Annotated in this window: 23 protein-coding genes; 8 read left to right on the top strand and 15 right to left on the bottom strand. The window is 71.8% G+C overall.

Annotated elements, in window-relative coordinates:
- The first annotated feature begins 58 nt into the window (after positions 1-58).
- Genes BLT21_RS06625 through BLT21_RS06600 form a run of 6 tightly spaced genes read left to right on the top strand, consistent with a single transcriptional unit; the run spans position 59 to position 2,561 of the window.
- Complete coding sequence (locus tag BLT21_RS06625) at positions 59-562, top strand: Asp23/Gls24 family envelope stress response protein (RefSeq protein ID WP_091500540.1); 504 nt, start codon at positions 59-61, stop codon at positions 560-562.
- Positions 559-750, top strand: coding sequence for a DUF2273 domain-containing protein (locus BLT21_RS06620; protein WP_091500539.1), 192 nt, complete (start codon positions 559-561; stop codon positions 748-750). Before BLT21_RS06625 ends, BLT21_RS06620 begins: the two co-directional genes overlap by 4 nt.
- Entirely contained in the window at positions 747-1,142 is a 396-nt protein-coding gene (locus BLT21_RS06615) for an Asp23/Gls24 family envelope stress response protein (RefSeq protein WP_091500538.1), read from the top strand. The genes BLT21_RS06620 and BLT21_RS06615 overlap by 4 nt, the downstream gene beginning before the upstream one ends.
- Entirely contained in the window at positions 1,139-1,723 is a 585-nt protein-coding gene (locus BLT21_RS06610) for an Asp23/Gls24 family envelope stress response protein (protein ID WP_091500537.1), read from the top strand. Before BLT21_RS06615 ends, BLT21_RS06610 begins: the two co-directional genes overlap by 4 nt.
- Complete coding sequence (locus BLT21_RS06605) at positions 1,720-2,334, top strand: hypothetical protein (RefSeq protein WP_091500536.1); 615 nt, start codon at positions 1,720-1,722, stop codon at positions 2,332-2,334. Before BLT21_RS06610 ends, BLT21_RS06605 begins: the two co-directional genes overlap by 4 nt.
- A gap of 56 nt (positions 2,335-2,390) precedes the next feature.
- Complete coding sequence (locus BLT21_RS06600; protein ID WP_091500535.1) at positions 2,391-2,561, top strand: CsbD family protein; 171 nt, start codon at positions 2,391-2,393, stop codon at positions 2,559-2,561.
- Positions 2,562-2,710: 149 nt separating this feature from the next.
- Here the strand turns inward: BLT21_RS06600 and galK are convergent, their stop codons facing one another.
- Together galK and galT are read right to left on the bottom strand one after the other, a co-directional pair.
- Entirely contained in the window at positions 2,711-3,901 is a 1,191-nt protein-coding gene (gene galK / locus BLT21_RS06595) for a galactokinase (RefSeq protein WP_091500534.1), read from the bottom strand.
- A complete protein-coding gene (gene galT / locus BLT21_RS06590) occupies positions 3,898-5,058 on the bottom strand; it encodes a galactose-1-phosphate uridylyltransferase (RefSeq protein WP_091500737.1) in 1,161 nt (386 codons plus the stop codon). The genes galK and galT overlap by 4 nt, the downstream gene beginning before the upstream one ends.
- A gap of 63 nt (positions 5,059-5,121) precedes the next feature.
- Between galT and BLT21_RS06585 the strand changes: the two genes are divergently transcribed.
- A complete protein-coding gene (locus BLT21_RS06585; RefSeq protein WP_256335948.1) occupies positions 5,122-6,090 on the top strand; it encodes a LacI family DNA-binding transcriptional regulator in 969 nt (322 codons plus the stop codon).
- A 109-nt stretch (positions 6,091-6,199) separates the two neighbouring features.
- Here BLT21_RS06585 and galE read toward each other — a convergent pair whose 3' ends face one another.
- From galE to BLT21_RS06555, 6 genes are all read right to left on the bottom strand, one after another.
- Positions 6,200-7,180, bottom strand: coding sequence for a UDP-glucose 4-epimerase GalE (gene galE, locus BLT21_RS06580; protein ID WP_091500532.1), 981 nt, complete (start codon positions 7,178-7,180; stop codon positions 6,200-6,202).
- A 40-nt stretch (positions 7,181-7,220) separates the two neighbouring features.
- On the bottom strand, positions 7,221-8,984 hold the full coding sequence (locus tag BLT21_RS06575) for a glycoside hydrolase family 35 protein (protein WP_091500531.1): 1,764 nt from the start codon (positions 8,982-8,984) through the stop codon (positions 7,221-7,223).
- The gene (locus BLT21_RS06570; RefSeq protein WP_091500530.1) at positions 8,981-10,519 is read right to left on the bottom strand and encodes an arabinosylfuranosidase ArfA; all 1,539 of its coding nucleotides are present in this window, start codon (positions 10,517-10,519) and stop codon (positions 8,981-8,983) included. The genes BLT21_RS06575 and BLT21_RS06570 overlap by 4 nt, the downstream gene beginning before the upstream one ends.
- Before the next feature lie 76 nt (positions 10,520-10,595).
- A complete protein-coding gene (locus BLT21_RS06565) occupies positions 10,596-11,942 on the bottom strand; it encodes an ABC transporter substrate-binding protein (RefSeq protein ID WP_256335947.1) in 1,347 nt (448 codons plus the stop codon).
- A 77-nt stretch (positions 11,943-12,019) separates the two neighbouring features.
- Positions 12,020-12,898: a carbohydrate ABC transporter permease gene (locus BLT21_RS06560; RefSeq protein ID WP_091500528.1), complete on the bottom strand. Its 879-nt coding sequence runs from the start codon at positions 12,896-12,898 to the stop codon at positions 12,020-12,022.
- On the bottom strand, positions 12,895-13,818 hold the full coding sequence (locus BLT21_RS06555; RefSeq protein ID WP_091500527.1) for a carbohydrate ABC transporter permease: 924 nt from the start codon (positions 13,816-13,818) through the stop codon (positions 12,895-12,897). Before BLT21_RS06555 ends, BLT21_RS06560 begins: the two co-directional genes overlap by 4 nt.
- 172 nt (positions 13,819-13,990) lie before the next feature.
- On the opposite strand from BLT21_RS06555, the gene BLT21_RS06550 reads away from it, so the two are divergent.
- On the top strand, positions 13,991-14,974 hold the full coding sequence (locus tag BLT21_RS06550) for a LacI family DNA-binding transcriptional regulator (RefSeq protein WP_091500526.1): 984 nt from the start codon (positions 13,991-13,993) through the stop codon (positions 14,972-14,974).
- A gap of 24 nt (positions 14,975-14,998) precedes the next feature.
- Here the strand turns inward: BLT21_RS06550 and BLT21_RS06545 are convergent, their stop codons facing one another.
- Genes BLT21_RS06545 through BLT21_RS06515 form a run of 7 tightly spaced genes read right to left on the bottom strand, consistent with a single transcriptional unit; the run spans position 14,999 to position 23,995 of the window.
- Positions 14,999-17,248 carry a beta-galactosidase gene (locus BLT21_RS06545; RefSeq protein ID WP_176786824.1) on the bottom strand — a complete coding sequence of 750 codons (2,250 nt, stop codon included), beginning with the start codon at positions 17,246-17,248 and terminating at the stop codon, positions 14,999-15,001.
- Positions 17,245-18,216, bottom strand: coding sequence for a serine hydrolase domain-containing protein (locus BLT21_RS06540; RefSeq protein WP_091500524.1), 972 nt, complete (start codon positions 18,214-18,216; stop codon positions 17,245-17,247). Before BLT21_RS06540 ends, BLT21_RS06545 begins: the two co-directional genes overlap by 4 nt.
- Positions 18,217-18,266: 50 nt before the next feature.
- Positions 18,267-19,706 (bottom strand): aldehyde dehydrogenase (NADP(+)), encoded by a 1,440-nt coding sequence (locus BLT21_RS06535; RefSeq protein WP_091500523.1) that lies wholly within the window; start codon positions 19,704-19,706, stop codon positions 18,267-18,269.
- On the bottom strand, positions 19,703-20,836 hold the full coding sequence (locus BLT21_RS06530) for a mandelate racemase/muconate lactonizing enzyme family protein (protein ID WP_256335946.1): 1,134 nt from the start codon (positions 20,834-20,836) through the stop codon (positions 19,703-19,705). Before BLT21_RS06530 ends, BLT21_RS06535 begins: the two co-directional genes overlap by 4 nt.
- Positions 20,833-21,732 (bottom strand): 5-dehydro-4-deoxyglucarate dehydratase, encoded by a 900-nt coding sequence (locus tag BLT21_RS06525; RefSeq protein WP_091500522.1) that lies wholly within the window; start codon positions 21,730-21,732, stop codon positions 20,833-20,835. The genes BLT21_RS06530 and BLT21_RS06525 overlap by 4 nt, the downstream gene beginning before the upstream one ends.
- Positions 21,729-22,664, bottom strand: coding sequence for an NAD-dependent epimerase/dehydratase family protein (locus tag BLT21_RS06520; protein WP_091500521.1), 936 nt, complete (start codon positions 22,662-22,664; stop codon positions 21,729-21,731). Before BLT21_RS06520 ends, BLT21_RS06525 begins: the two co-directional genes overlap by 4 nt.
- Positions 22,661-23,995 (bottom strand): Gfo/Idh/MocA family protein, encoded by a 1,335-nt coding sequence (locus tag BLT21_RS06515; RefSeq protein WP_091500520.1) that lies wholly within the window; start codon positions 23,993-23,995, stop codon positions 22,661-22,663. Before BLT21_RS06515 ends, BLT21_RS06520 begins: the two co-directional genes overlap by 4 nt.
- Positions 23,996-24,034 lie beyond the last annotated feature (39 nt).

The following is a 24,034-nucleotide window of genomic DNA, read 5'->3' as shown; positions in this document are numbered from 1 at the left end:
TCACCGAATGACGAGCCGAGAGCTTGCATCGGACAACCCAGACAGATAAGGAAACGTCATGGCTGAGGACCAGAAGAACACCGCCCCCGCTGTCGAGACCCCGAAGTCGGCGGCCGCCGCCCCCCAGGCTTCGCGCGTGGACCGCACCTTCTCGTCGTCGCGCGTTCCTGCCGACACCGGGGCCGCGGGCAAGACCACGATCTCGGACGGCGTGGTGGCCAAGGTTGCCGGAATCGCGGCTCGCGAGGTCGCCGGCGTTTACGCCCTCGGCGGCGGCGGAGCCCGCGCGTTCGGCGCGATCCGAGACGCGATCAACGCCACCGACCTGTCGCAGGGCGTCAAGGTCGAGGTGGGTGAGACGCAGGCCGCCGCCGACCTGACGATCGTCGTCGAGTACCCGGCGCCGATCCAAGAGGTCGCTGACAACGTGCGTGCCGCCGTCGCCGGTGCCATCAGCCGTCTCGTGGGCCTCGAGGTCGTCGAGGTCAACGTCGAGGTCAACGACGTCCACATCGCCGGGGCCGACGACGACAACGACGAGTCCGAGTCGCGCGTCGCATGAACGCCACCGTCTCGGGTGCACTGATCGGCGCGGTCCTCGCCGCCGCCGCCCTGTTGTTCGGCTTCTGGGGTTTCCTCCTCGTCGCCCTCTTCATGGCGATCGGCGCGGCAGTCGGCCGCATCGCGTCCGGCAAGCTCGACGTCCGCGGGCTGGCTGACGTGCTGACAGGTCGGCGCACCTCGTCATGACCGTCGCAGAGGCCATGCGTCCCGGTGGCGGCGACACGGCCGCCACCGGAGGGACGTCCGGTCTCGCCGGACGGGTCGATGTGCGCGAGCGCGCGGTGCGGAAGGTCTCGGAGAAGATCGCGTCCCAGGTCGTCGGGGTCGAGATGGACCGCGTGTCCGTCTCGGCATCCGATTACCGGGATGGGATGGCCGTCCGCATCACCACGCCAATGCCCGTCCCGTCGCTCCACGACACCGCGGCGATCCACGCCGCCGGCAACGTCGTCGACACCGTCCGCGAGATGCAGCAGCGGGTGCAGGAGGAGCTCGGCCGTGTGCTGGGCAAGCCCGTCACCCGCGTCGATATCACGGTGAACGGCGCCACCACCCCCGCGAAGAGGAGAGTCCGATGAGCAGTTCCGTGCTGCGTCGCGTCGTGCGGCGCGAGACGCACTCACCGCGCACCGTCGCGATGGTCGTCGCGGTGGTCCTCGTCATCCTCGCGCTGATCTACGTCGGCACGGAGATCGTGCTGAACCTCGCCGGTCAGCCGGCCCTCCTGCTGGGCCCGGCCGCCGCCTTCGGGTGGCTGGTCGGCCTTCCGACAGAGGTGCCCGTGGGGGCCAGCGTCACGGTCGGCGCGGTCATCGCGGTGTTGGGGCTCATCCTGGTCGTCCTCGCGATCGCTCCGGGGCGCCTGCCGAAGCACGAGCTCGTCGTCGGCGAGAGCGCCGTGGTGGCCGACAACGGCGTGATCGCCTCGGCGATCGCGCAGCGCGTCTCCGACGAGACCGGGCTGCCGCGAGACCAGGTGCGTGTCGGCGTCGGACACCGCTCGGTCGACGTCGCGCTCACCCCGGCGGTGGGCGTTCCTGTCGACGAGGAACGTGTCCGCGGTGTCGTGGGCTCCGAGCTGGATTCGTACCGGCTGCCGCAGAAGCTGCGCCCGTCGCTGCGGGTGGAGCGGGCCCGTGAACAGGAGGAGAAGGCATGAACAACACCAATCGTGCCGTCAATCGCACGATCCTCCTGATCCTCGGACTGGTGCTCGTCGCCATCGGCGCCGGTGTCATCGCCGGCGCTGCGGTGCCGGCTGCTGCCGATGCCTGGACGAGTTTCGGTTCCGGTGCCGAGGAATGGGCGAAGCAGGCCTGGGACGCCACGACCATCGCGGGCACCAGCCTCACATGGCTGGCGGTCGGGGTGCTCGCGGCACTGGCCCTGCTGGTGGTGCTGCTGATCGTCCTGATTGTCCGCAGCATCCACGGCCGTCGCCGGACGTCGCTGCGCGCCACGGGGTCCGAGAGCGACCTCGGTCGCATCACGGTGACCGAAGGGTTCGCGGCCGATGCGCTCAAGAACGCGCTCGCCGATCGCGACGAGATCCTCAGCGCACGGGTGACGGCGAACGACATCAAGCACGAGCCCGTCCTGCACGTCAGCGTCACCGCCCGGCAGAACACGTCTCCGGTGCATGTGGCCGAAACGGTCGAACGGCTGGTCGCGAATCTCGGCACGCTCACGGGCCAGAAGGTGACGGCCTACATCTCGATCCACTCGGGACTGCGGGCGAAGCTGGCGCACGACCAGCGCCGGCTCTCCTGACCGACCTCCATCACAGCCCCGCCCGGGGCACCATCCCACAACGAGAGGAGCCCGACATGGGACTCGACGACAAGATCAAGAACGCCGCCCAGGACATCGCCGGCAAGGCGAAGGAAGCCATCGGCAAGGCGACCGACAACGACAAGCTCGAAGCCGAGGGCAAGGCCGACCAGGTCAAGGCCGAGGCGAAGAAGACGGGTGAAGACGTCAAGGACACCTTCAAGTAAGCGGCGTGATCAGAACGGGGGATGCCGACTCGGCATCCCCCGTTCTCGTGCGCGCGCCGGCTCGCGGGGCCGTCGCCGGACCGGGGCGGTGTTTGGGGGATCGCCCCGGTCCGACGAGGGCAGCCGCGGGCTGTCTCCCGGATGCTGCGTCAGCCGTCGCGGCGCGCTCCCGCCGACGGGCTGACCGGGAAGATGGTCGGGGCGGTGAAGCCGGCTGCGGCGAAAGCGCGCTCGACCTCGCGCGAGACCGCATCGACGGCGCCGCTCTCCACGAGCGCGATCGCCGCACCGCCGAACCCGCCGCCGGTCATGCGGGCGCCGATGGCTCCTGCGGAGCGCGCGGTCTCGACGGCGAGGTCGAGCTCGGGCACCGAGATCTCGAAGTCGTCGCGCATCGACACGTGCGACGCGTCGAGCAGGCCGCCGATGGCGCGCGGGCCGCGCTCGCGGAGTGTCCGCACCGTGTCGAGTACGCGTTGGTTCTCGGTGACGATGTGCCGGACACGGCGGAACGTGACGTCGTCGAGGACGGCGGCGGCGCGGTCGAGGTCGTCGACCGACAGGTCGCGCAGCATGGGCACGCCCATGATCTCGGCGCCCTTCTCGCACGACGCCCGTCGCTCGCCGTATCCGCCCGTGGAGTGCGCATGCTTGACGTTCGTGTCCATCACGAGCAGCGTCAGGCCGGCGGCGGCGAAGCCGAGCTCCACCTCGTCGGTCTGCAGCGAACGGCAGTCGAGGAAGGTCGCGGCATCCGGCTCGCCGAGCATCGACGCCATCTGGTCCATGATCCCGGTGGGGGCGCCGACAGCTTCGTTCTCTGCCCGCCGCCCCACCTGGGCGAGGGCGACCCGGTCGAGCCCCAGGTGCCACAGCTCGTTCAACGCCGATGCCGTCGCGCCCTCGATCGCCGCCGACGACGACAGCCCCGCGCCGACGGGCACGTCGGAGGCGAAGGCCAGGTCGGCTCCGGCGAGCGTCGCGGGATCGGCGCCGGACGCCTGAACGAGCGCCCAAGCGACCCCGAGGGGATATGCCGACCACTCCGGGACGGCGTGCTCGCCGTCGACCGTCGGGAAGACGGCGTCGAGGTCGGCGATCGCGATCTCGACGGGCACGGCGTCGAACGTCGAGACGACGCGCAGACGGCCGTCGTCGCGCGTCGCGACCGCGACGTGCGTGCGGTGCGGCGTCGCGAAGGGGAACACGAAGCCGTCGTTGTAGTCGGTGTGCTCGCCGATGAGATTGACGCGGCCGGGGGCCGACCACTCGCTCGTGGTCGTGGCGCCGAGCGAGGCCAGCAGGTCGCGCGCCTCGGTGCGCGGATCGGTGTCGGTCACAGGGTCACTCCTTCTACGGCCTCGCGGATGCGCGCGGCCGCGGTCTCGGGCGGGATGTCGCCGATCCAGGCGCCCATGGCGGCCTCGGACCCGGCGAGGAACTTCATCTTGTCGGCAGCGCGGCGCGGGCTCGTGAGCTGCAGGTGCAGGCGCGCGCTGTCGCGCGCGTGCCGCACCGGGGCCTGATGCCACGCGGCGATGTAGGGGGTGGCGGTCTCGTAGAGGGCGTCGATGCCGCGCAGCAGTCGCAGGTAGAGCGGGGCGAGCTCGTCGCGCTCTACCTCGTTCGTCTCGGCGAAGTCGGCGACGTGACGATGGGGGAGCAGGTGCACCTCGATCGGCCAGCGGGCGGCGAAGGGCACGAACGCGGTCCAGTGCTCGCCGCGGAGCACGACGCGGGAGCCCGCCTGCTCGAATTCGAGGATGCGCTGGAACAGGTCGGGGGCGGTGCGGTCGATCGAGTCGAGCAGGCGGCTCGTGCGAGGGGTGATGTACGGATAGGCGTAGATCTGGCCGTGCGGGTGGGGCAGGGTCACGCCGATCGCCTCGCCGCGGTTCTCGAACGGGAACACCTGCTCGATGCCGGGAAGCTGCGAGAGGGCGGCGGTGCGGTCGGCCCAGGCCTCGATGACGGTGCGCGCGCGTGTGACGGTCTGGGTTCCGAAGGATCCGGCGTGCTCGGGGGAGAAGCACACGACCTCGGTGCGCCCGACGCTCGTGCGCGTGCGGCCCAGGCCGAGGTGCGCGAGGTCGTCGATGCCGCGGGGCGGGTCGGATGCGGCGGGAGCGCCGCCCACGGACTCGGCGAGGGCGGGACCGAACGACGGCGACTTGTTCTCGAAGACCGCGACGTCGTACCGAGAGGGGATCTCCGAGGGATTCGTCGGGGTCTGCGGGGCGAGGGGGTCGAGCTCGGCCGGTGGGAGGAAGGCGCGATTCTGGCGGGACGCGGCGATCGAGATCCAGTCGCCGGTGAGGACGTCCTGACGCATCGTCGCGGTCTCGGGGCGCGGGTCGAGCGTGCGGGCGTCGACGCCCCGCTCGGGACCGAGGGTCGTGTCGGGGTCGTCGTAGTAGATGAGCTCTCGGCCGTCGTCGAGACGGGTGGAGCGCTTGACGACGCCCGCGCCGAGGGGCTCGGCGGGTGGTTCGGTGATGTTCACGATAACACGCTACATTCCGGCCGTGATATCGTCAACACACTGACGGAGAGGACCGACATGCGGGTGTCCATGGCCCAGGTGGCGGCCCATGCGGGCGTGTCCGCGCAGACCGTGTCGCGCGTCGCGAACGGCAGCGCGCGCGTGGACCCCGCGACGCGCGCGCGGGTCGAGGCCTCCATGGCGTCGCTCGGCTATCGGATGCACCGCGCCGCGCGGGCGCTGCGCACGGGGCAGACGCGCACGATCGGCCTCGTCGTGTCGACCCTGGCCTCGGTCGGCAACTCGCGGATGCTGCAGGCCATCTCCGACGCGGCGGGCGGTCGCGACTACGCGCTCGCAGTGGTGACGGTCGGTGCGCGCGACATCGCGGAGGCCTTCGCCCAGCTGCGCGATCAGGGCGTCGACGGCGCCATCGTGCTCAACGAAGCGACCCGCCTCGCGCGCGACACGGCACCACCCGCCGACCTCCGTCTCGTCGTCGTCGACTCGCCATCCGACGACCGCTTCGCGATCGTGCAGACCGACCATGCCGGTGGCGCGCGTCTGGCGACACAGCATCTGGTCGAGCTCGGGCACGCGACGGTGCATCACCTCGCGGGGCCCGAGGCCTCGTTCGCGGCGCAGGAGCGGGAGCGCGGGTGGCGCGAGGCCTTGATCGAGGCCGGTGCCGACGTGCCCGCGATCGTGCGCGGCGACTGGACCTCACGCGGCGGTCACGCGGCGGGGGCAGCGCTCGCGGATGCCACCGCGGTGTTCGCCGCGAACGACCAGATGGCGCTCGGCCTGCTCCGCGCGTTCAGCGACGCGGGGCGTGCGGTGCCGGACGACGTCGCGGTCGTCGGATTCGACGACGTGGTGGATGCCGCGGAGTACCGCCCGCCGCTGACGACCGTCCGCCAGGACTTCGACGCCCTCGGCGCCCGCGCCGTCGAGGCTCTCGTCGAGGTCATCGAGTCCGGCTCGACGGCTCCGGCGCACACCGTTCCCACCGAGCTCGTCGTCCGCGCGAGCTCTGCGCTGACGTAAAGCGCAGAGGTAAGGCGCAGTTCGGGGCGTCGCGCGCGGTTCTCCCCGCGCCTGATCCCCGAAACCGCGCCTGATGCCCGCGCGAGCTCGGCGCGGGATGTGGCGCCGGTCAGACGGATGCCGCGCGGCGGGCCTCCCAGCCCGTGCGCACCATCTCGTCGACCGTGTAGCGGTTGGCCCACTCGAGGTCGCGGGCCGCGAGCTCGCCGGTCGCCACGATGCGGTCGGGGTCGCCGGGCCGGCGGGGGCCGATCTTCGGCGTGAAGTCGACGCCCGTCACGCGGGCCATCGCGTCCATGATCTCGCGGACCGACAGGCCGTTCTGCGAGCCGAGGTTGTAGGCCGGCTCGACGCTCTCGCCCGCAGCGAGGCGCTGGGCGGCGACGACATGGGCGGCCGCGATGTCGGCGACGTGCACGTAGTCGCGGACGTTCGTGCCGTCGTCGGTGGCGTAGTCGTCGCCGTTGATCTGCGGGGTCTCGCCGGCGATGAGCTTCTCGAAGACGATCGGGAAGAGGTTGTGGGGGCTCGTGTCGTACACGGAAGGGTCGCCGGAGCCGACGACGTTGAAGTAGCGCAGCGAGGTGTGGCGCAGCGGGGCGGACGAGTCGGCCGTGGCGACACCCTGGTCGCGCAGCAGCCATTCGCCGATGAGCTTGGACTCGCCGTAGGGCGAGGCGGGCCGCTTGGGCAAGTCCTCCGTGACGAGGGGCACGTCGGGGGTGCCGTAGACGGCCGCGCTCGAGGAGAACACGATCTTGTCGACACCGGCGGTGGCCATCGCCTCGAGCACGATGCGGGTGCCCTCGACGTTCTGCGCGTAGGTGTGCAGCGGACGCGTCACCGAGACGCCCGCGTACTTGTACCCCGCGACGTGGATGACGCCCTCCACGCGGTGCTCGCGCAGCGCGCCCTCGACGAGGGGCCGGTCGAGGATCGAGCCCCGGACGAACGGCACGCCCTCGGGCACGAACCCGGCGTGTCCGCTCGACAGGTCGTCGAGGACGACGGGCTCGAGGCCCGCCGCGGCGAGGGCGCGCACGACATGCGCGCCGATGTATCCAGCACCACCGGTGACCATCCAGCTCATGACATCCATCCTGCCCGATCGCGGCGCGGCTGCCTCACGCTCACTCCTCGCGGTGTCCGAGGTCGGGCGCCTCGACGAGGGCGGCGACGGGCTCGACGACGTGCTCGAGCTCGACGACGACGATCTCGTTCGCGCCGGCGCGGGTCGCGGGCGCCGGCACGTACAGCGTGCGCTGCGGCCCGTTGCGCCAGTAGCGCCCGAGGAAGAAGCCGTTCACGAACGCGTAGCCCTTGCTCCAGGCGGACGTGTCGAGGAAGAGGTCGGAGGGCTCGTCGAGCTCGAACGCGCCCACGAGGCCCGTGCGGCCGGCGGTGCCGGGAGCGGCCGGCCCGGGGATGCCGTTTGCGACCGCCGCGAGGTCGACCGGCTGCGCCGACCAACCGGTCAGCCGGTGGCCGCCGAGGGTCACGGGGCCGACGAGGCCCTTGCTCTCACCGAGACGCACGTCGTAGTTCACGCGCCCCTGGTCCTCCACGAGCACCGTGAGCCGGGAGCCGCGAGGGATCGGCAGCGATCGCTCGTGCAGCGCGCGCTGCAGGCGGCCGATGGGCGCCCCGTCGACCGCGATCCATGCGATGTCGCGGATCTCGGCGAAGGCGAGGACGGCGCGGTCGGCCCCGTCGAACGCCTGCGCGGGCAGCGGGATGTCGTAGCGCACGAGCGGCCCGAGCTGTCCGAGCTCCTCGAACGTGGGAGGCGCGATCGCCGCCCCGCCGTCCCCGACCGCCGCAGCATCCGCCGCCGGAAGCCAGTCTCCGGTGGTCCGCAGCGCGACGGTCAGCGTCGGCGCCGCGGGCCGGCCGGGCGGCACCTCGTCCGGGACGGGTGCGTAGCGGGCGATGACCTCGCGGAACGCGTGGTACTTCTCGGTCGGGTGGCCCGACTCGTCGAGCGGGGCGTCGTAATCGTACGAGGTGACGATGGGCGCGTAGCGGCCCTTGTCGTTCGCGCCGTTGGTCGTGCCGAAGTTGGAGCCGCCGTGGAGCATGTAGATGTTGACCGAGGCGCCCGCGGCGAGCAGGGCGTCGAGCTCTGACGCCGAGGCCGCTGCATCCGTCGTGTGGTGCACGCCGCCCCACCAGTCGAACCAGCCGTCCCAGAACTCCGAGCACATCAGCGGACCGGTCGGCTGGTGCTCGCGCAGGGTTGCGAGGCGTTCGGTCGCGCGCGAGCCGAACGATCCGGTCGTGTGCAGGTCGGCCAGGGTGCCGGCCGCGAGCATGTGCGGTTCGGGCTGGTCGACGGTGGTCAGGGGAACCGTGATGTCGCAGGCACGGGTCAGGTCGGTCAGCGTGCGCAGGTAGTCGTGGTCGGAGCCGTAGGCGCCGTATTCGTTCTCGATCTGCACGAGTACGACGTTGCCGCCGCGATCGATCTGGCGAGGGGCCACGATCTCGTAGACCCGCCGCAGGTAGGTGCTGACCGCCTCGACGAACTGCGGCTCGGAGCGGCGCAGGCCGATACCGGGCGTGCTCGTGAGCCAGACCGGCAGGCCGCCGTTGTGCCACTCGGCGCAGATGTACGGGCCGGGACGGACGATCGCGTGCATGCCCTCCGCCGCGACGAGGTCGAGGAAGCGGCCGAGGTCGTTCCACCCGGTGGCGTCCCATTCGCCGCGCACCGGCTCGTGGGCGTTCCAGGCGACGTAGGTCTCGATCGTGTTGAGTCCCATGAGCCGCGCCTTGCGGATGCGGTCGGCCCAGTGGTCCGGGTGGATGCGGAAGTAGTGCAGGGCCCCGGCGATGACCCGGTGGGGGCGCTCGTCGAGGAGGAAGTCGGTCTCGCCGATGCGGAAGGTCGTCACGGGGTGTCTCGATTCGGTGCCGGGGCGAGGTGGACGCTGACACGCGCCCACGAGAGCGGGGGGAGGGTGAGGCTCACCGTGCGGTCACGGAGGTCGACGGCCAGGTCGGCCGGGGCGACGGGCTGCGACGACGCGCTGTTGACGGTGTGCCGGTCGCCGCCCGCCGGGACGGTCAGCACGAGCGCCTCGGCGCCGGCGGCTGAGCGGTCGAGGTCGATCGTGACGGGCGTCTCGGCGTCGAGCCCCCGGTGCACGAGGAAGACCGTCAGCTCGTCGCCCGCGAGCGTCGCGACGGCGTCGACGGCGCCCACGTCTCCGTAGCGCGCGGTCGGGATGACGCCGGTGTCGATGGCCGGGACGACGACATGCCCGGATGCCGCAGCCGCGGTCAGCTGGAACGGGAAGAAGGTCGTCTGCCGCCACGCGGCGCCCCCGGGCTCGGTGCGGATCGGGGCGATGACGTTGACGAGCTGGGCGAGGTTCGCCATCGACACGCGGTCGGCGCGGCGGAGCATCGTGATGAGCAGCGAGCCCACGACGACGGCATCCGTGACGGTGTAGTCGTCCTCGATGAGCCGTGGGGCGACCGGCCACTCGCCGCTGAACACGGCGGGCTTGTCGACCTCGTTCCAGCGCGTCTGGTTCCAGACGTTCCATTCGTCGACGCTGATGCCGATGGGTGCCGAGATGCCGTGTTCGGCCCGCACCTCGTCGATGATGTCGGCGACCTCGCCGATGTAGGCGTCGAGGGCGGCGCCCGAGGCGAGGAAGCTGGCCGGGTCGCCCGGGGTCTCCTCGTAATACGCGTGCACGGAGATGTGGTCGACGAGCCCGGCGGTGTGGCGGAGCACGGTGCGCTCCCAGGTGCCGAAGGTCGGCATCTCATGGTTGGAGCTGCCGGCGGCGACGAGCTCGATGTCGGGATCGACGAAACGCATGAGGCGCGCGGTCTCGGCGGCGAGGCGCCCGTACTCGTCGGCGGTCTTGTGCCCGATCTGCCAGGGGCCGTCCATCTCGTTGCCGAGGCACCAGAGCCGGATGCCGAACGGCTCGGTGCGACCGTTCTCGCGGCGGCGTTCCGACAGAGCCGTGCCGCTCGGGTGGTTGGCGTACTCGAGCAGATCGGCGGCCTCCGCGACACCCCGGGTGCCGAGGTTCACGGCCTCCATGAGCTCGAGCCCGGCCTGCTCCGCCCACGCGGCGACCTCGTGCAGGCCGACCTGGTTGGTCTCGGTGCTGTGCCAAGCGGCGTCCAGGCGCACGGGACGCCGGTCGCGCGGCCCGACGCCGTCCTCCCACCGGTAGCCCGAGACGAAGTTGCCCCCCGGGTAGCGGACGACCGTCGCGCCGAGCTCGCGCACGAGGTCGAGCACGTCGCCGCGGAAGCCGGCGTCGTCGGCGGTGGCATGCTCCGGCTCGAAGATCCCGTCGTAGACGCAGCGGCCCATGTGCTCGACGAAGGTGCCGAAGAGGCGCCGGGGCACGGGCGCGCCGGCGTCGGCGGTGGTGACGGTGATGCGGGCGGGGGAGGTCATCGATCTTCTCCTGGATGGGACATGCGAGGGGGCGGGTCGGACCGGATGCCGATGCGACCCGCCCCCTCGCCGGGCGTCACTCGTCGACGGTGAAGCCCTGGTCGTTGCCGTACTGCACGAGCTGTTCCTGCCACGTGGCGAGGCCCTCGTTCAAGTCGGACTTCGAGGCGTAGGACTGTCCGACGGTGTCGCCGAAGATGCTGTTCGCGTACACCTGGAACGGCAGGTACTGCCATCCCGGACGCACGTCCTTGGCCGCCTGCACGAGCACTTCGTTGATCTTCTGGCCACCGAAGTACTCGGGCTCCTCGTTGAGGAACTCGTCCGACTCGAGCTGCGCGGTCGTCGACGGGAAACCGCCGCTCTCGGCGAAGATCGTCAGGCTCTCCTCATCGTTGTTCAGCCACTTCAGGAACGCGGCAGCCAGCGCCGGGTTCTCGCTCTGCTTCGTGACGGCCTGGCCGCCGCCGCCGTTCTCGGCCGAGACGGGGGTGCCGTCGTAGGTCGGCATCGGCGCGACGCGCCAGTCGCCCGCCGCGTCGGCCACCGACGACTCGAGGTTGCCGGGCATCCAGGCGCCGATGACGAGGGTCGCGATCGAGCCGTCGCCGAGGCCCGTGAACCACTCGTCGCTCCAGCTCGGGGTGCTGGCGATCAGGTCGTCCTCCACGAGCGTGTTCCACGTGTCGGCCCACTTCTTCGAGCCCTCGTCGGCCAGGTCGATCGTCACGTTCGTGCCGTCGGCCGAGAAGGGCTCACCGCCCGCCTGCCAGATCATGCTGGTGGCGAAGCCGGCGTCGCCGGTGTCGTTCGTGATCTTCTTCGTCGGATCGGCGGCGGTGAGCTGACGCGCGGTGGCGATGTACTCGTCCCACGTCGTCGGGACCGTCAGACCGTACTGGTCGAAGACCGTCTTGTTGTAGAACAGCGCCATGGGGCCCGAGTCCTGCGGCAGGCCGTAGATCTTGCCGTCGAAGTCGACGGAGTTCCACGTCGAGGCGGTGTAGTCCTCCTCGAGGTCGGCGAACCCGTAGGGGGCCAGGTCGAGCAGCCCCTCGGTGAGGGCGAACTGCGGGAAGGCGTAGTACTCGATCTGCACGACGTCGGGGGCTCCCGAACCGGCCTTGATCGCGTTCTGGAGCTTGGTGTACTCCTCGGTGTTGGTGCCCGCGTTGACGACGTTGACCTTGACCTCGGGGTACTTCTTCATGAACGCCTCGGCCTGCGCTTCGGCGGACGGGGTCCACGACCAGTACGTGATCTCGCCGCCGGCCTGCAGGGCCGCGTCGAGGTCGTCGGGGTTGCCGCCGCCCGCGGCGGGGCCGGAGGACGAGCAGGCGGCGAGCACGAGGCCGGCGGCTGCGGTCAGGGCCACGACGGATGCGGCGCGACGCAGCGCCGATTCCTTGCGCATGGGTGTCATGGGAGTTCCTTCACTTCGTTGTTGTGGATTCGGGTTGTTGTGGATTCGGGTGGTGCGGGATACAGGGTCCGGGGTGCTCACTGCTTGACGCTGCCGGCGCTCAGGCCGGACTGCCAGAAGCGCTGCAGCAGCAGGAAGGCCACGACGATGGGGATGATCGACAGCAGCGATCCGGTGATCACGAGGTTGTAGATCGGCTGCGCTGCGGCGCCGGTGGCCTGGGCGTTCCACTGGTTGAGGCCGACGGTGAGCGGGTACCAGGCGGGATCGCTGAGCATGATGAGCGGGAGGAAGTAGTTGTTCCACGTCGCCACGACCGCGAACAGCAGAACCGTGACGATGCCGGGCATCAGGAGCTTGGTCGAGATGGTGAAGAACGTCCGCATCTCGCTGGCGCCGTCCATGCGGGCTGCCTCGAGCAGTTCGGTGGGCACCGCCTCGCTCGCGAACACCCACATCAGGTAGAGGCCGAACGGGCTGATGAGCGAGGGGATGATGATCGCCCACGGGGTGTTGGTGAGTCCGAGCTGGCTGAACATGAGGAAGGTCGGCACGGCGAGGGCCGTCCCGGGAACCGCGACCGCTCCGATGACGACCGCGAAGACGGCCTTGCGTCCGCGGAAGTTGTACTTCGCCAGCCCGTAGCCCGCCATGGTCGCGAGGACCGTCGCCCCGCCGGCGCCGACGACGACGTAGAGCAGCGTGTTGCCCAGCCACCGGACGAAGATGCCGTCGCGGTAGGTGAAGGTGTCGACGATGTTGTTCCAGAGGTTGAAGCTGTCGCCGAACCAGAGCCCGAAGGTCGTGAACAGGTCGCCCTGCGTCTTGGTGGCGTTGATGACCAGCCAGAACAGCGGCAGCAGCGTGTACAGGATGAACAGGCTCATCACCACGGTGAGCACGAGCGACTTCCGCCGCGCGAACGGCGTGCTGCGGGCGAGGGCGGGAGCGGTCATCGCATCTCCTGACGGGATCCGCGCAACTGGACGACGTAGGCGATGACCGCCGTGATGACGCCCATGATGATCGCGACGGTGGCGGCGTAGTTGTACTGCTGGCCGGCGAACGAGAGGTTGTACGCGTACATGTTCGGCGTGAAGAACGTCGTGATCGTGTTCGGTGCCAGGGGCTTGAGGATGTTCGGCTCGTTGAAGAGCTGGAAGCTGCCGATGATCGAGAAGATTGTCGCGATGACGATGGATCCGCGCAGGGCGGGGATCTTGATCGACGCGATCGTGCGCCACGCGCCGGCGCCGTCGAGGGATGCCGCCTCGTACAGCTCGCCGGGGATCGTCTTCAGCGACGAGTAGAAGATCAGCATGTTGTAGCCGATGAACTGCCACGTGACGATGTTGCCGATCGAGACCATCATCCATTCGGGCAGGAAGGGTCGCAGGACCTGTGCGCCGAGGAGGTCGTTGATGTTGCCGGCGAGCCCGAACTGGTCGCCGTAGATGTAGCCCCACATGAGGACCGCGACGACGGCGGGCACGGCGTAGGGCAGGAAGATGACGATGCGGTAGAAGCCCGCGGCGTGCAGCCGGGCGCTGTCGATCGCGAGGGCGGCGGCGAGGGCCAGCACGAGCATGATCGGAACCTGGATGAGCAGGAACAGCAGCACGCGGAGGAAGCCGTCCCACAGCTTCGGGTCGGCGAACGCCGTGAGGTAGTTCTCGAACCCGACGAACGCGTTGCCGCCGACGATCTGCTCGCGGAAGAAGCTCAGGTACAGCGCATAGGCGAGGGGTGCGAGGAAGACGAGGGCGAACACCACGGCGAAGGGGCCGACGAACAGCCATCCGCGTTGTTCGACGCTGACGCGCCGCCGCTTCCGCGCGGTGCGCACGGCGGGAGGGGGTGCTGTAGTGGTCGTCATCGTCCGTGCCTCTTCTGTGATGCAGGCGCTCGCCGGTTGAGCGCGGATGTTGACGTAAACATAACTCCGTGGGCGCTAGCATGTCAACGTCAACATCGAGGGGGACCCCGCCATGGGCGAATCAGGACCGGCAGTGAGCGCGGATGTCCGCCCGCGGCGCCGGGAGGTCTCGATGGCCGACGTCGCCGCCCTCGCCGGCGTGTCCGGGCAGACCGTGTCGCGCGTCGCGAACGGCCGGGCCAACGTCGACCCCGAGACCCGGACCCGGGTGCAGGACGCCATGGCGCAGCTGGGCTACCGCCCGAATAGCGCGGCCCGGGCGCTCCGCTCCGGACGCTTCCGCAGCATCGGCGTGATCATGTTCTCGCTCGCGAGCTACGGCAACACCCGCACGCTCGACGCGGTCGCGTCGGTCGCGGCGGATGCGGGGTACTCGCTCACCGTCATCACGGTGCAGTCCGCGACGCAGTCCGACGTCTCCGGTGCGTTCGTGCGACTCGCCGAGCACGCCGTCGACGGCGTCATCATCCTCATCGAGACCCACCGCCTGGGCGAGCGCGAGCTCGCGCTGCCCACGGGGCTGCCCGTCGTCGTCGTGGACTCGAGCGCCGACTACCCCTATCCCGTCGTCGACAACGATCAGGCGCTCGGCGCCCGTCTCGCGACGGAGCACCTGCTCGATCTCGGGCACGACACGGTCCACCACATCTCGGGACCGCGGGAGTCGTTCGCGGCCGAGCGTCGGCGCGTCGCCTGGCGCGACACGCTCGACGCCCGTGGTGCCGACGTGCCGGAGGTGCACGTCGGCGACTGGACCGCCGAGTCGGGCTACGAGATCGGCCGGTCGCTCGCCGCCGTCGACGGGGTCACGGCGGTCTTCGCCGCCAACGACCGGATGGCGCTCGGACTCCTGCGCGCGCTGCACGAGGCCGGTCGCCCCGTCCCCGGGGGCATCAGCGTGGTCGGGTACGACGACGCCCCCGAGTCGGCGAACTTCTGGCCGCCGCTCACGACCGTGCGGCAGCACTTCGACCGCATCGGCGCGGCCGCCGTGCGCTCGCTGCTCACCGAGATCGACGGGGGCGAGGTGCCCGCCGAGCGAACGCTCGTCGCGACGGAGCTCGTCGTGCGCGCGAGCTCCGGTCCGCGTCGCTGACCCCTCGTCGCGGCCGGGACCGCCTCAGGCGAGGCGCTGCCAGGGGCCCCGCCGCCGCACCGAGGCGCGAACGGTCGTCGCCGCCGCGTGGGCACGCCGTGCCTGCGCACCGGACGCGAGCGTGACCGTCGAGGCGGGGGACAGCGCCAGCACCTCGACGACCACCTCGCTGGTCGGGATCACGCCCGCGTCACGCAGCGACAGCGACCAGCGCGTGCCGTCCCAGAAGCGGTCGTCGACGATGCGGCCGTCGACCACGACGCGGCCGACGTCGCCCGCCCAGTCGAGGTCGAGCACGGCGTCGGCCCCGGGGTCGAGCGCGTCGGGCAGCCGTATCCGGTACCGGGCGGCCCGCTCTGCGAAGGTCTCGTCCGACGGGGCTCGGTGACGCGGTCCGCCGAAGCCGTGATCCGCGAGCGGAGCGGCCGCTGCGCGGTCGAGCTCGACGGCGGCGGGCTCGCCCTCCGGCGCGGTCGGCGGCGTGGCTGACACCGCCGTCACCGTCACCGTCGTCCAGGTTCGCGTCGACGGGTCGTACCGGCGAGCCTGCGACGCGCCACGCAGCAGGGCGCCGTCGGCATCCCACGAGAGCTCGCCGTCGGTCAGCCACAGCTCGGGGTGGCTGCCCGGGCGCACCCACAGGCGGGACGCATCGTCGGCGGGCAGGACGACGACGTCGACCCCGTCGAGCCCGACCGGCTCGTGCCGGGGCTCGATCGTGGCCGCGCCCCGGCCGCCCGCCGAGATCTCGACGGAGATGCCGTCGTCCTCGATCAGCACGAGGGTCGGGCGAGGGGCGGCATCGAGGACGGTGACGAGCGATGCGGTCGCCCAGTCGATGCGCGTGCCGCCCACCGTCAGCCCGACCGGCCAGCGCGCGAGCGTGCCGGCGGGGATCGTCACCGGGTGCGAGGGGAACGTGGTCTCGATACCCGCCTGCACGACGTGCAGGCGCACGCCGGCGACGTCGGCGACCTGCTCGAACGGCTGGTGGTGCGAGATCACCACGACGCCCTGCTCGCCGTCCGAGCGGAGCGCCCACCGAAGGGTGCCGCGATCGTCGAGAGAGGTCGCGCGGACGTCCGGCAGCGACGACCTCATCCGCGCGAGACGCTCGCCGAAGGCGGTGAGGAAGGCGTGCTGAGCGCGGAGCAGGGGAGCCGACTCCGCGAGATCGCCCGACTGTCCGATGGGGGCGTGGAAGTCGTACCCGAGCTCGGGCATGTCGTTCGGGTATCCGGTGTCGATCGTCTCCTGCAGGCCGGGCCCGGGGTTCCGACCGCCGACGAACATGTAGTAGCCCTGCCAGGCCGAGCCGTTGCCGATCTTCGCGTGCGCGAGGGCTGCCACATCCCGCCCGGCCAGGACGGGCCGCCGGTGGTAGGCCGTGGCCATGCCGCTGCCCAGCTCGCAGGTGGCCGGCGGGAAACCGTGCAGGTCGGCGGCCGCCCCGGCGGCTGCGAAGCCCTGGCTGGCGCGTACGTCCGCGCCTACTCCCGGGTCGTCCCAGTCGTGCGAGGGGAAGAAGTGCGCACGGAAGGTCGGATCCCACGGGGCTCCGGGATCGACCCAGAAACCGTCGGCGTAGCCGCCGAAGACAGGGAGGACCTCGCGCTCGGGCAGCTGCGCCCCGCCCCAGGCCGTCGCCGTCCACAGCGGCGCCGACATCCCCGCCTCGCGAGCGAGTCGTTGCAGCGTCACCAGGTGATCGGGACGGTCGTAGAGCTCGTTCTCGAGCTGGATGCCGACGACGGCACCTCCCGGCCGTGCCCGACCGTCGAGCGCCGAGGCGAGCTGACCGAACCATTCGGTCACGAGCTCGAGGTAGGCGGGGTCGTCGCTCCGGTGGGTGATCGCCATGTCCTGCACCCAGTCGGGGAAGCCGCCGTTGCGCGACTCGCCGTGGGCCCAGGGCCCGATCCGCAGCATGACGTCGAGCCCGGCAGCGGCCGCCTCGTCGACGAAGGCGCCGAGATCGAGGTGTTCGTCGAAGCGCGGTCGTCCGCGCTCGGCGACGTGGTGGTTCCAGAACGCGTAGGTCGAGGCGACGGAGACGCCGGCGGCCCGCAGCTGCCGCATCCGCTCGCCCCAGCGCTCGCGGGGGAGGCGGCTGTAGTGCACCTCGCCCGACACCGGCACCCAGCCCTCGCCGTGCCGGTAGAGGGCGCGGTCGGTGACCGAGAGGCCGCGGGCTCGCTCGCCGGGGGCAGGCAGCGAGGCCGGTCGCTCGGGGTGCGGCCACGGGGTGTGCTCGATGCGGAGCGCCGCGTTCACAGCGCTCCCACGATCGCGTTGTCGAGCTCGTCGGTGTCGACCCCGGGGCGTGATGCCCGATTGGTCAGCAGCACCCATGCGATGCCGGCGCTCGGGTGGACCCAGAACTCCGTGCCCGCCCAGCCGCCGTGGCCGTAGGTGTCGCGGTCGATCAGGCCGGGTGCGCGGGTGCGCAGGTTCCAGGCGAGACCCCAATCCTGGCCGCGTTCGGCCGGATAGGGGTCGAGCCGCGGGATGTCGACGGTGAGGGGCCGAAGCATCATCGCGAGCGTCGCGGGGGCGAGGATGCCGTCACGGGCGCCGCCGTGGATCCGCAGCAGCTCGGTCCCCAGTGCGAGCAGGTCGCGCGCGCGTCCCGCGAGGCCGGCACCGGGATTGCGCTGTGCCGCGAACGCGGTCATGTCGGCCCCCGCGGCGGCGGCGTCCGCGATCGGCGCCGTGCCGTCGAGGTCGGCGGTGAGACCGCCCGCGCCGATGCCCGACGCCCACTCGGCGATGTCGTCGTACCAGGTGCGGCCGCCCGCACTCTCGACGAGTGACGCGACGCCCTCGAAGGCGAGCGTGGAGTACCGCGACACCGTGCCGGCGGCGAAGTCGCGACCGCGGGTGAGGAGCTCGGTGCGGAGCGGCACCCGGGTGTCGAGGGCAGGCTCGCTGATGCCGCTCGTATGGCTCACGAGGTGCGCGAGCCGCACGATGTCGTCGCGATCGCGGCCGAACTCGGGCAGCGCGCGTGTCAGGGGCGTCTGCAGGGTGAGCTCGCCCCGCTGGATCGCCCGCGCGGCCGAGACGCCGAGCACCGGCTTCGTGATCGAGAAGAGCGCGTAGCGGTCGTCGACGTCCGCCGCCACCGCGTCGAGGGCGAGGATGCCGCGGGCGTCGGCGACCCCGACGACGGCCGAGGGGAGACGCCCGTCGCCGACGTGTCGGCGAGCCCAGTCGAACGCGGCGGTGAAGCTCGTGGTCATGACCCCAGCCTACGGCAAGCGCTTTCCGGGTGGTCGACCGCCACTGCGGATCACGGCAGCGTGAGCACGCCGTTCCGCCGGTGCGGGATGGCGGGCAACGCGTCGTCGCGCAGCTCGCTCGGCAGCAGTGCGGCCGGTGCGTCCTGGAAGACGAGCGGGCGGAGGAATCGGCGGATCGCGGTGGCCCCGACGGACGTGTGCAGCGACGTGGTCGCGGGCCACGGACCGCCGTGGTGCTGCGACCACGTCACGGCGACACCTGTCGGCCAGCCCGCGAACAGCACGCGTCCCGCCCGCTCCTGGAGCAGGGCGAGGGTCGCCGCGACCTCGTCGCCCGATTCGGAGTGCAGCGTCGCGGTGAGGCTCCCGGGCACGGCGGCGAGGGCGGCGTGCAGGTCGGCGTCCGCGTCGTACTCGACGAGCAGGGTCACCGGGCCGAAGCATTCCTCGAGCAGCACGTCCGGACGGGCCGCGACCGCGACGGTCTCGGACACGAGGACGATCGGACGGGCGCCTTCGCCCGCGACGCCCTGCGCCGCGACCCGCACCGAGGCGTCGGCCTCGAGCGCGGAGATCCCGGCGGGGAAGGCATCGGTGATGCGGTCGGTCAGCAGCGGGCCGCCCGTGGCTGCGGGCGCGACGGCGGCGACGGCCTCGACGAAGCCGCTGCCGCGCGGGACGAAGACCACGCCGGGCTTGGTGCAGAACTGGCCCGCGCCGAGGGTGAACGACGCGACGAGCCCGCGAGCGAGTTCGTCGCCACGTGCCGCGACGGCCGCCGGGGTGACGACGACGGGGTTGACGCTGCCGAGCTCGCCGTAGAACGGGATCGGGTCGGGGCGCCCCGACGCGAGGTCGAAGAGCGCGCGGCCGCCCGACACCGATCCGGTGAACCCGGCGGCGCGGACGAGCGGATGCTGCACGAGCGCGTTGCCGGCTTCGCGGCCCTCGACGAGGGCGAACGACCCCTCGGGTGCGCCCGCGTCGTGGAGTGCTGCGCTCGCGATCTCGGCGGTGCGTCGGGAGAGCTCGAGATGACCGGAGTGCGCTTTCACGATCACCGGGTTGCCGGCGGCGAGAGCCGAGGCGGTGTCGCCGCCGCAGACCGAGAACGCGAAGGGGAAGTTCGACGCCGAGAAAACCGCGACGGGTCCGACGCCCACCAGCATGCGGCGCAGCTCGGGACGCGGCGGTGTCGCCGCAGCATCGGCGTCGTCGATCGTGATCTCGCGGAACGAGCCCTCCGTCACGACGTCGGCGAAGAGCCGCAGCTGTCCCGTCGTGCGGCCGACCTCGCCCCGCAGGCGCGTCTCGCCGAGGCGGGTCTCGCGGTCGGCGATCGCGACGAGCTCGCCGACCGCGCCGTCGAGGGCGTCGGCGAGGGCGCGCAGCCAGCCGGCGCGGGTCGCGGCGTCCGCGTCGCGCCAGATGGGTGCCGCGCCGGCCGCGGCGGCGGCCAGTTCGTCGATGCGGGCGGGGGTCGTGGTCATCGCTGTTCCTCGCGGTCGTCGGTGGGTGACGCGTCGGTGTCCGACGGGTCGGTGAAGCGCAGGCCGAGACCCACGTGATCGGTCTCGTACAGGCGCCCGTCGCGGATCTCGACGGGGCAGGGGTCGCGCAGCGCGCCGAGCTCGGCGAAGCCGGCATCCTCGACGTCTTCGACCCACGGATCGGCGGCGCCGCCGGGGAGGGTCAACGCGAGCTGGCCGGAGAGCTCGGGCAGGAGATGCGGATGCAGCTCGGCACCGGCATCCGCGGTGATCGCGGCGATGCGCCGCAGCGGCGTGATGCCGCCGACGCGCACGATGTTCGGCTGCACGATCTGCGCGGCCCCGCGGCGCAGCACCTCTGCGAACCGGTAGGCGGTGTGCAGGTTCTCGCCGACGGCGATGGGGATGCGCGACCCCCCGACGAGCCGGTGCGCGAGCTCGGCGTGGCCGTCGACGTCGTCGGCACGCAACGGCTCCTCGATCCAGGCGGGCCGGACCTCGGCGAGGACCTCGAGCGATCGGGTCGCGCGGTCGAGGTCCCAGCGCTGGTTCGCGTCGATCATGAGGCCGCGCTCGGGGCCCAGGACGGAGCGCACCGCGCGCAGCCGATCGAGGTCTTCGGCGACGTCCGGCTTGCCGACCTTGACCTTCACGGCGTCGAAGCCGCGCGCGACCCACCGTTCGACCTGGGCGACGAGCTCGTCGACCGAGTAGTGGAGGTTGACGCCGCTGCCGTACACGCGGGCGCTCTCGCGCCGGCGGCCGAGGAGAGTCGACACCGACGTGCTCGCCGCCCGCGCCGCGGCATCCCACAGCGCCAGATCGAGACCCGCGAGGGCGATCGTGGTCACCCCGCCGCCGCCCGCTTCGTGCACGTGCTCCCAGAGCCCCTGCCAGGCGTCGCCCGGCTCGGCGGACCGTCCGATCGCAGCGGGTGCGATGTCGTGACGCAGGAGCGCGAGCACCGCCTCCGCGCCGATCTGGGGGGTCCAGGCGAAGCCCCAGCCCTCGGCGCCGTCGCTCCGGCGCAGGTGCGTCGCGATGACGCCGACCGCGGTGACGTCGGCGGCCCAGGGGCGCGTGAGCGGGATGCGGATCAGGCGCGCGTCGAGCGCGGTGATCGTCGTCACAGCAGAGCGCGTCCGGCGTCGAGGATCGCCGCGAGGCGGCTCTCCTGCTCGGGCGTCGGGTCGACCAGCGGGGCACGGACCCCGCCGACCGCGTGACCCTCCAGCCGCAGGCCCGCCTTGATCAGCGAGACGCCGAACCCCGGGGTCTCGTCGCGCAAAGCCACGAGCGGTGTGTAGAACGCGTCGAGCAGGGCGAGGCGACGCGTCTCGTCGTGGTCGACATAGGCGCGATAGTAGGCGTTGGCCACCTCCGGGATCATCGCGAAGGCGGCGGAGGAGTACAGCGGCACCCCGATCCCGCGATACGCGGCCTGCGTGAGCTCGGCGGTCAACAGGCCGTTGAAGAAGGCGAAGTCGTCGCGACCCGCCTCGGCGATCGCCCGGACGATCAGCTGCGTCGTGCCGATGTCGCCGACGCCGTCCTTGAATCCCGCGACCCGAGGGTTTTCGGCCAGGCGCCGCATCGACGCGGGCGTGAACTGCGCGTTCGCGCGGTGGTAGACGATCACGGGCAGATCCGAGGCCGCGGCGACCGCCTCGACGTAGGCGACGAGGCCCGCCTGCGGTCCGCCCACGAGGTAGGGCGGAAGGACGAGCAGCGCGTCGGCCCCCGCATCCGCGGCGGCGCGTGCCGTCTCGAGCGCATGCCCGAGCGGTCCGCCGGTCCCCGCCACGACGGGAACGGCGCCGTCGACGCTCGCGACCGCGGTGCGGACCACGGCCGCCGCCTCCGCCGTCGAGAGAGCATGGAACTCACCCGTGCCGCACGCGGGGAACACGCCGCCGGCACCGTGCTCGACCCCGCGGCCGACGTGCGCACCGAGGAGGTCGTGGTCGATGGCGCCCGCGCTGTCGAACGGGGTGACGGGGAAGAAGAGGATGCCGTCGAAGTTCATACCGGCACGTCCTTTCGGGTATCGGTGCGGGCGGGTTCCTCGACGAGGGAGTTCCGCCACGAGTGGCGAGGCACCCAATCGAGCAGGCGTCGTGCCTTCGCGTTCGAGAAGGCGGGGGTCGTGCCGGTGAGGACGGCCGCGACGTGCTCGGTGCCGGGGTGGAAGCGGGGGATGAGCTCGGCGAGGGGGAGTCGGGCGAGGGCGTCGTCGGCCCCGACGAAGAACGTCTCGGCGTTCGGGATGGACGGCAGGGCGGCGAGGAGGGCGTCTGCGAAGGAGGCGACGTCGCGCGCGTCGACGTAGTTGAACAGCGCCGGGGCGGCCAGGCCCGGATCGTCGAGCCGCTCGCGCACGGTGTGCCCCTGCTGGGTCGGGGCGCCGCGCCACTCCTCAGGGGCGATGACGTAGCAGGGGCGGAACGCCGCGAAGCGCACGGCGTCGCCGGTCTGGCGGTGCAGCATCCGCATCGTCTGCTCGATGACGAGCTTCGACAGCGCGTAGCTGTTCCAGGGGCGCGGGGGCGTGTCCTCGTCGAGGGGGAAGCGATCGGGCACCCAGCCGTGCGGTGCGCCGTAGCCCAGCACGGTGGGGCTGGAGGCGGCGACGACCTGCGGCACGCCCGCCGCGACGGCTCCGCCGAGCACCGAGACCGCCAGGGCGGCGTTCGTGCGCATGATCACGTCCTCCGGGGCACTGAAGGGGACGGCGATCGCAGCGAGGTGGATGACCGCGCCCGCACGCTGAGCGCGCAGCGCTGCCGCCGTGGCCTCCGCATCGAGCAGGTCGATCGCCAGTTGGTCGGCGCCCTGCAGCTCGGGGGCGTCCGAGACCGTCCGATCGTACGAGACGACCTCGTGTCCGGCCGAGACGAGGCCGCCGACGAGGCTGCGACCGAGGCGTCCCGCGCCGCCGGTGACGACGACGCGGCTCATCGCCGGCCGTCGAGCAGTCGGATGCCGAGCTCGGACGTGCGCACGGGCAGACCCGACGCGAGCGACAGGTTGCCCGCGATGCCCACCGCGATCGACTGCACGCCGTCGGCCCACCCGGCGGGCCGCGCCAGCGGGTCGTCGCCCGGCCCCACGAACACGTCGGCCAGCAGCAGGTCGTCGCCGCCGCCGTGTCCGCCCTCGCCCGACTCGATGGGGATCTCGATCGCGTCCTCCCAGTGGCGCTGCACGAGCAGCCGCTCGCCCTGCGGGCGGAGCGAGGCCGGCCCGGCGGCGTCGACGGCCGAGGGATCGAGCACCGGATGCAGGCCCTCGTTCTCGAGGACGGCGCCGCGCTCGACGACCTCGAGCTCGGCGCGGCCCTCGGTGCCGTTGACGGCGACGCGGTAGCCCTCCCATGGCGCGTGGGCGTTGAGCGAGTACGACATCGTGGCGCCGCCGGCGTAGTCCACGACGAGCGCCAGGTTGTCCTCGATCGTGATGCCCTCGCCGAAGACGTCGCGATCGCGCAGGTAGCCGTCGTGTCCCTCGGCCTCGAGGTAGAGCGCCCGCAGCCGGTCGTCGTCGCGGAGGTCGAGCTCGAACGGGTCGTGACGGCCGTCATGCGTGCCGCGCCGGGGGCGCTCGCCGAGGGAGCGGGCCCGGGCGTTCTGCGCACCGTAGAAACGCAGGCCGCCCGATGCGAAGACCCGGCGCGGCTCATCGCGGATCCACCAGTTGACGAGGTCGAAGTGGTGGCTCGCCTTGTGGACGAGCAGGCCGCCCGAGTGCTCCTTCTCGCGGTGCCAGCGGCGGAAGTAGTCGGCGCCGTGCTTGGTGTCGAGCATCCACGAGAAGTCGACCGAGGTCACCCGTCCGATGCGACCGTCCTGGATCACCTGTCGCAGCGCGCTGTTGCGCGGCGAGTAGCGGTAGTTGAACGTCAGCACGACCGATCGTCCGGTGCGCTCGACGGCATCCTCGATCGCGGCGGCGCTCGGGGCGTCGATCGTGAGCGGCTTCTCGACGACGACGTCGGCGCCGGCGTCGAGCGAGCGGACGATGAGCGACGCGTGCAGGTCGTCGCGCGCCGTGATGATGATCCGCTCGGCGTTCGCGTCGTGGATCATCCGCTCCAAGTCGTCCGGCGACCACAGCGTCGGCGCCGGCAGCCCGCGGGCGACGAGCTGATCGCGATAGTGCTGGGCGCGCACGGGGTTCGGCTCGCATATCGCGACCAGCTCGGCCCGATCCGCGTGGGTCCCGACGATGGCGTCGACGTACATCTGCGCGCGGTGTCCCGCGCCCACCAGGGCGTAGCGCGTGCGGGTCATGGCTCTCCTTCGTGCCAAGAGCTGAGACGCCACCGTGTG

It is taken from the genome of Microbacterium sp. cf332 (assembly GCF_900102175.1).
Lineage (GTDB): Bacteria > Actinomycetota > Actinomycetes > Actinomycetales > Microbacteriaceae > Microbacterium.
This window is presented reverse-complemented; position numbering and strand designations above follow the sequence as displayed.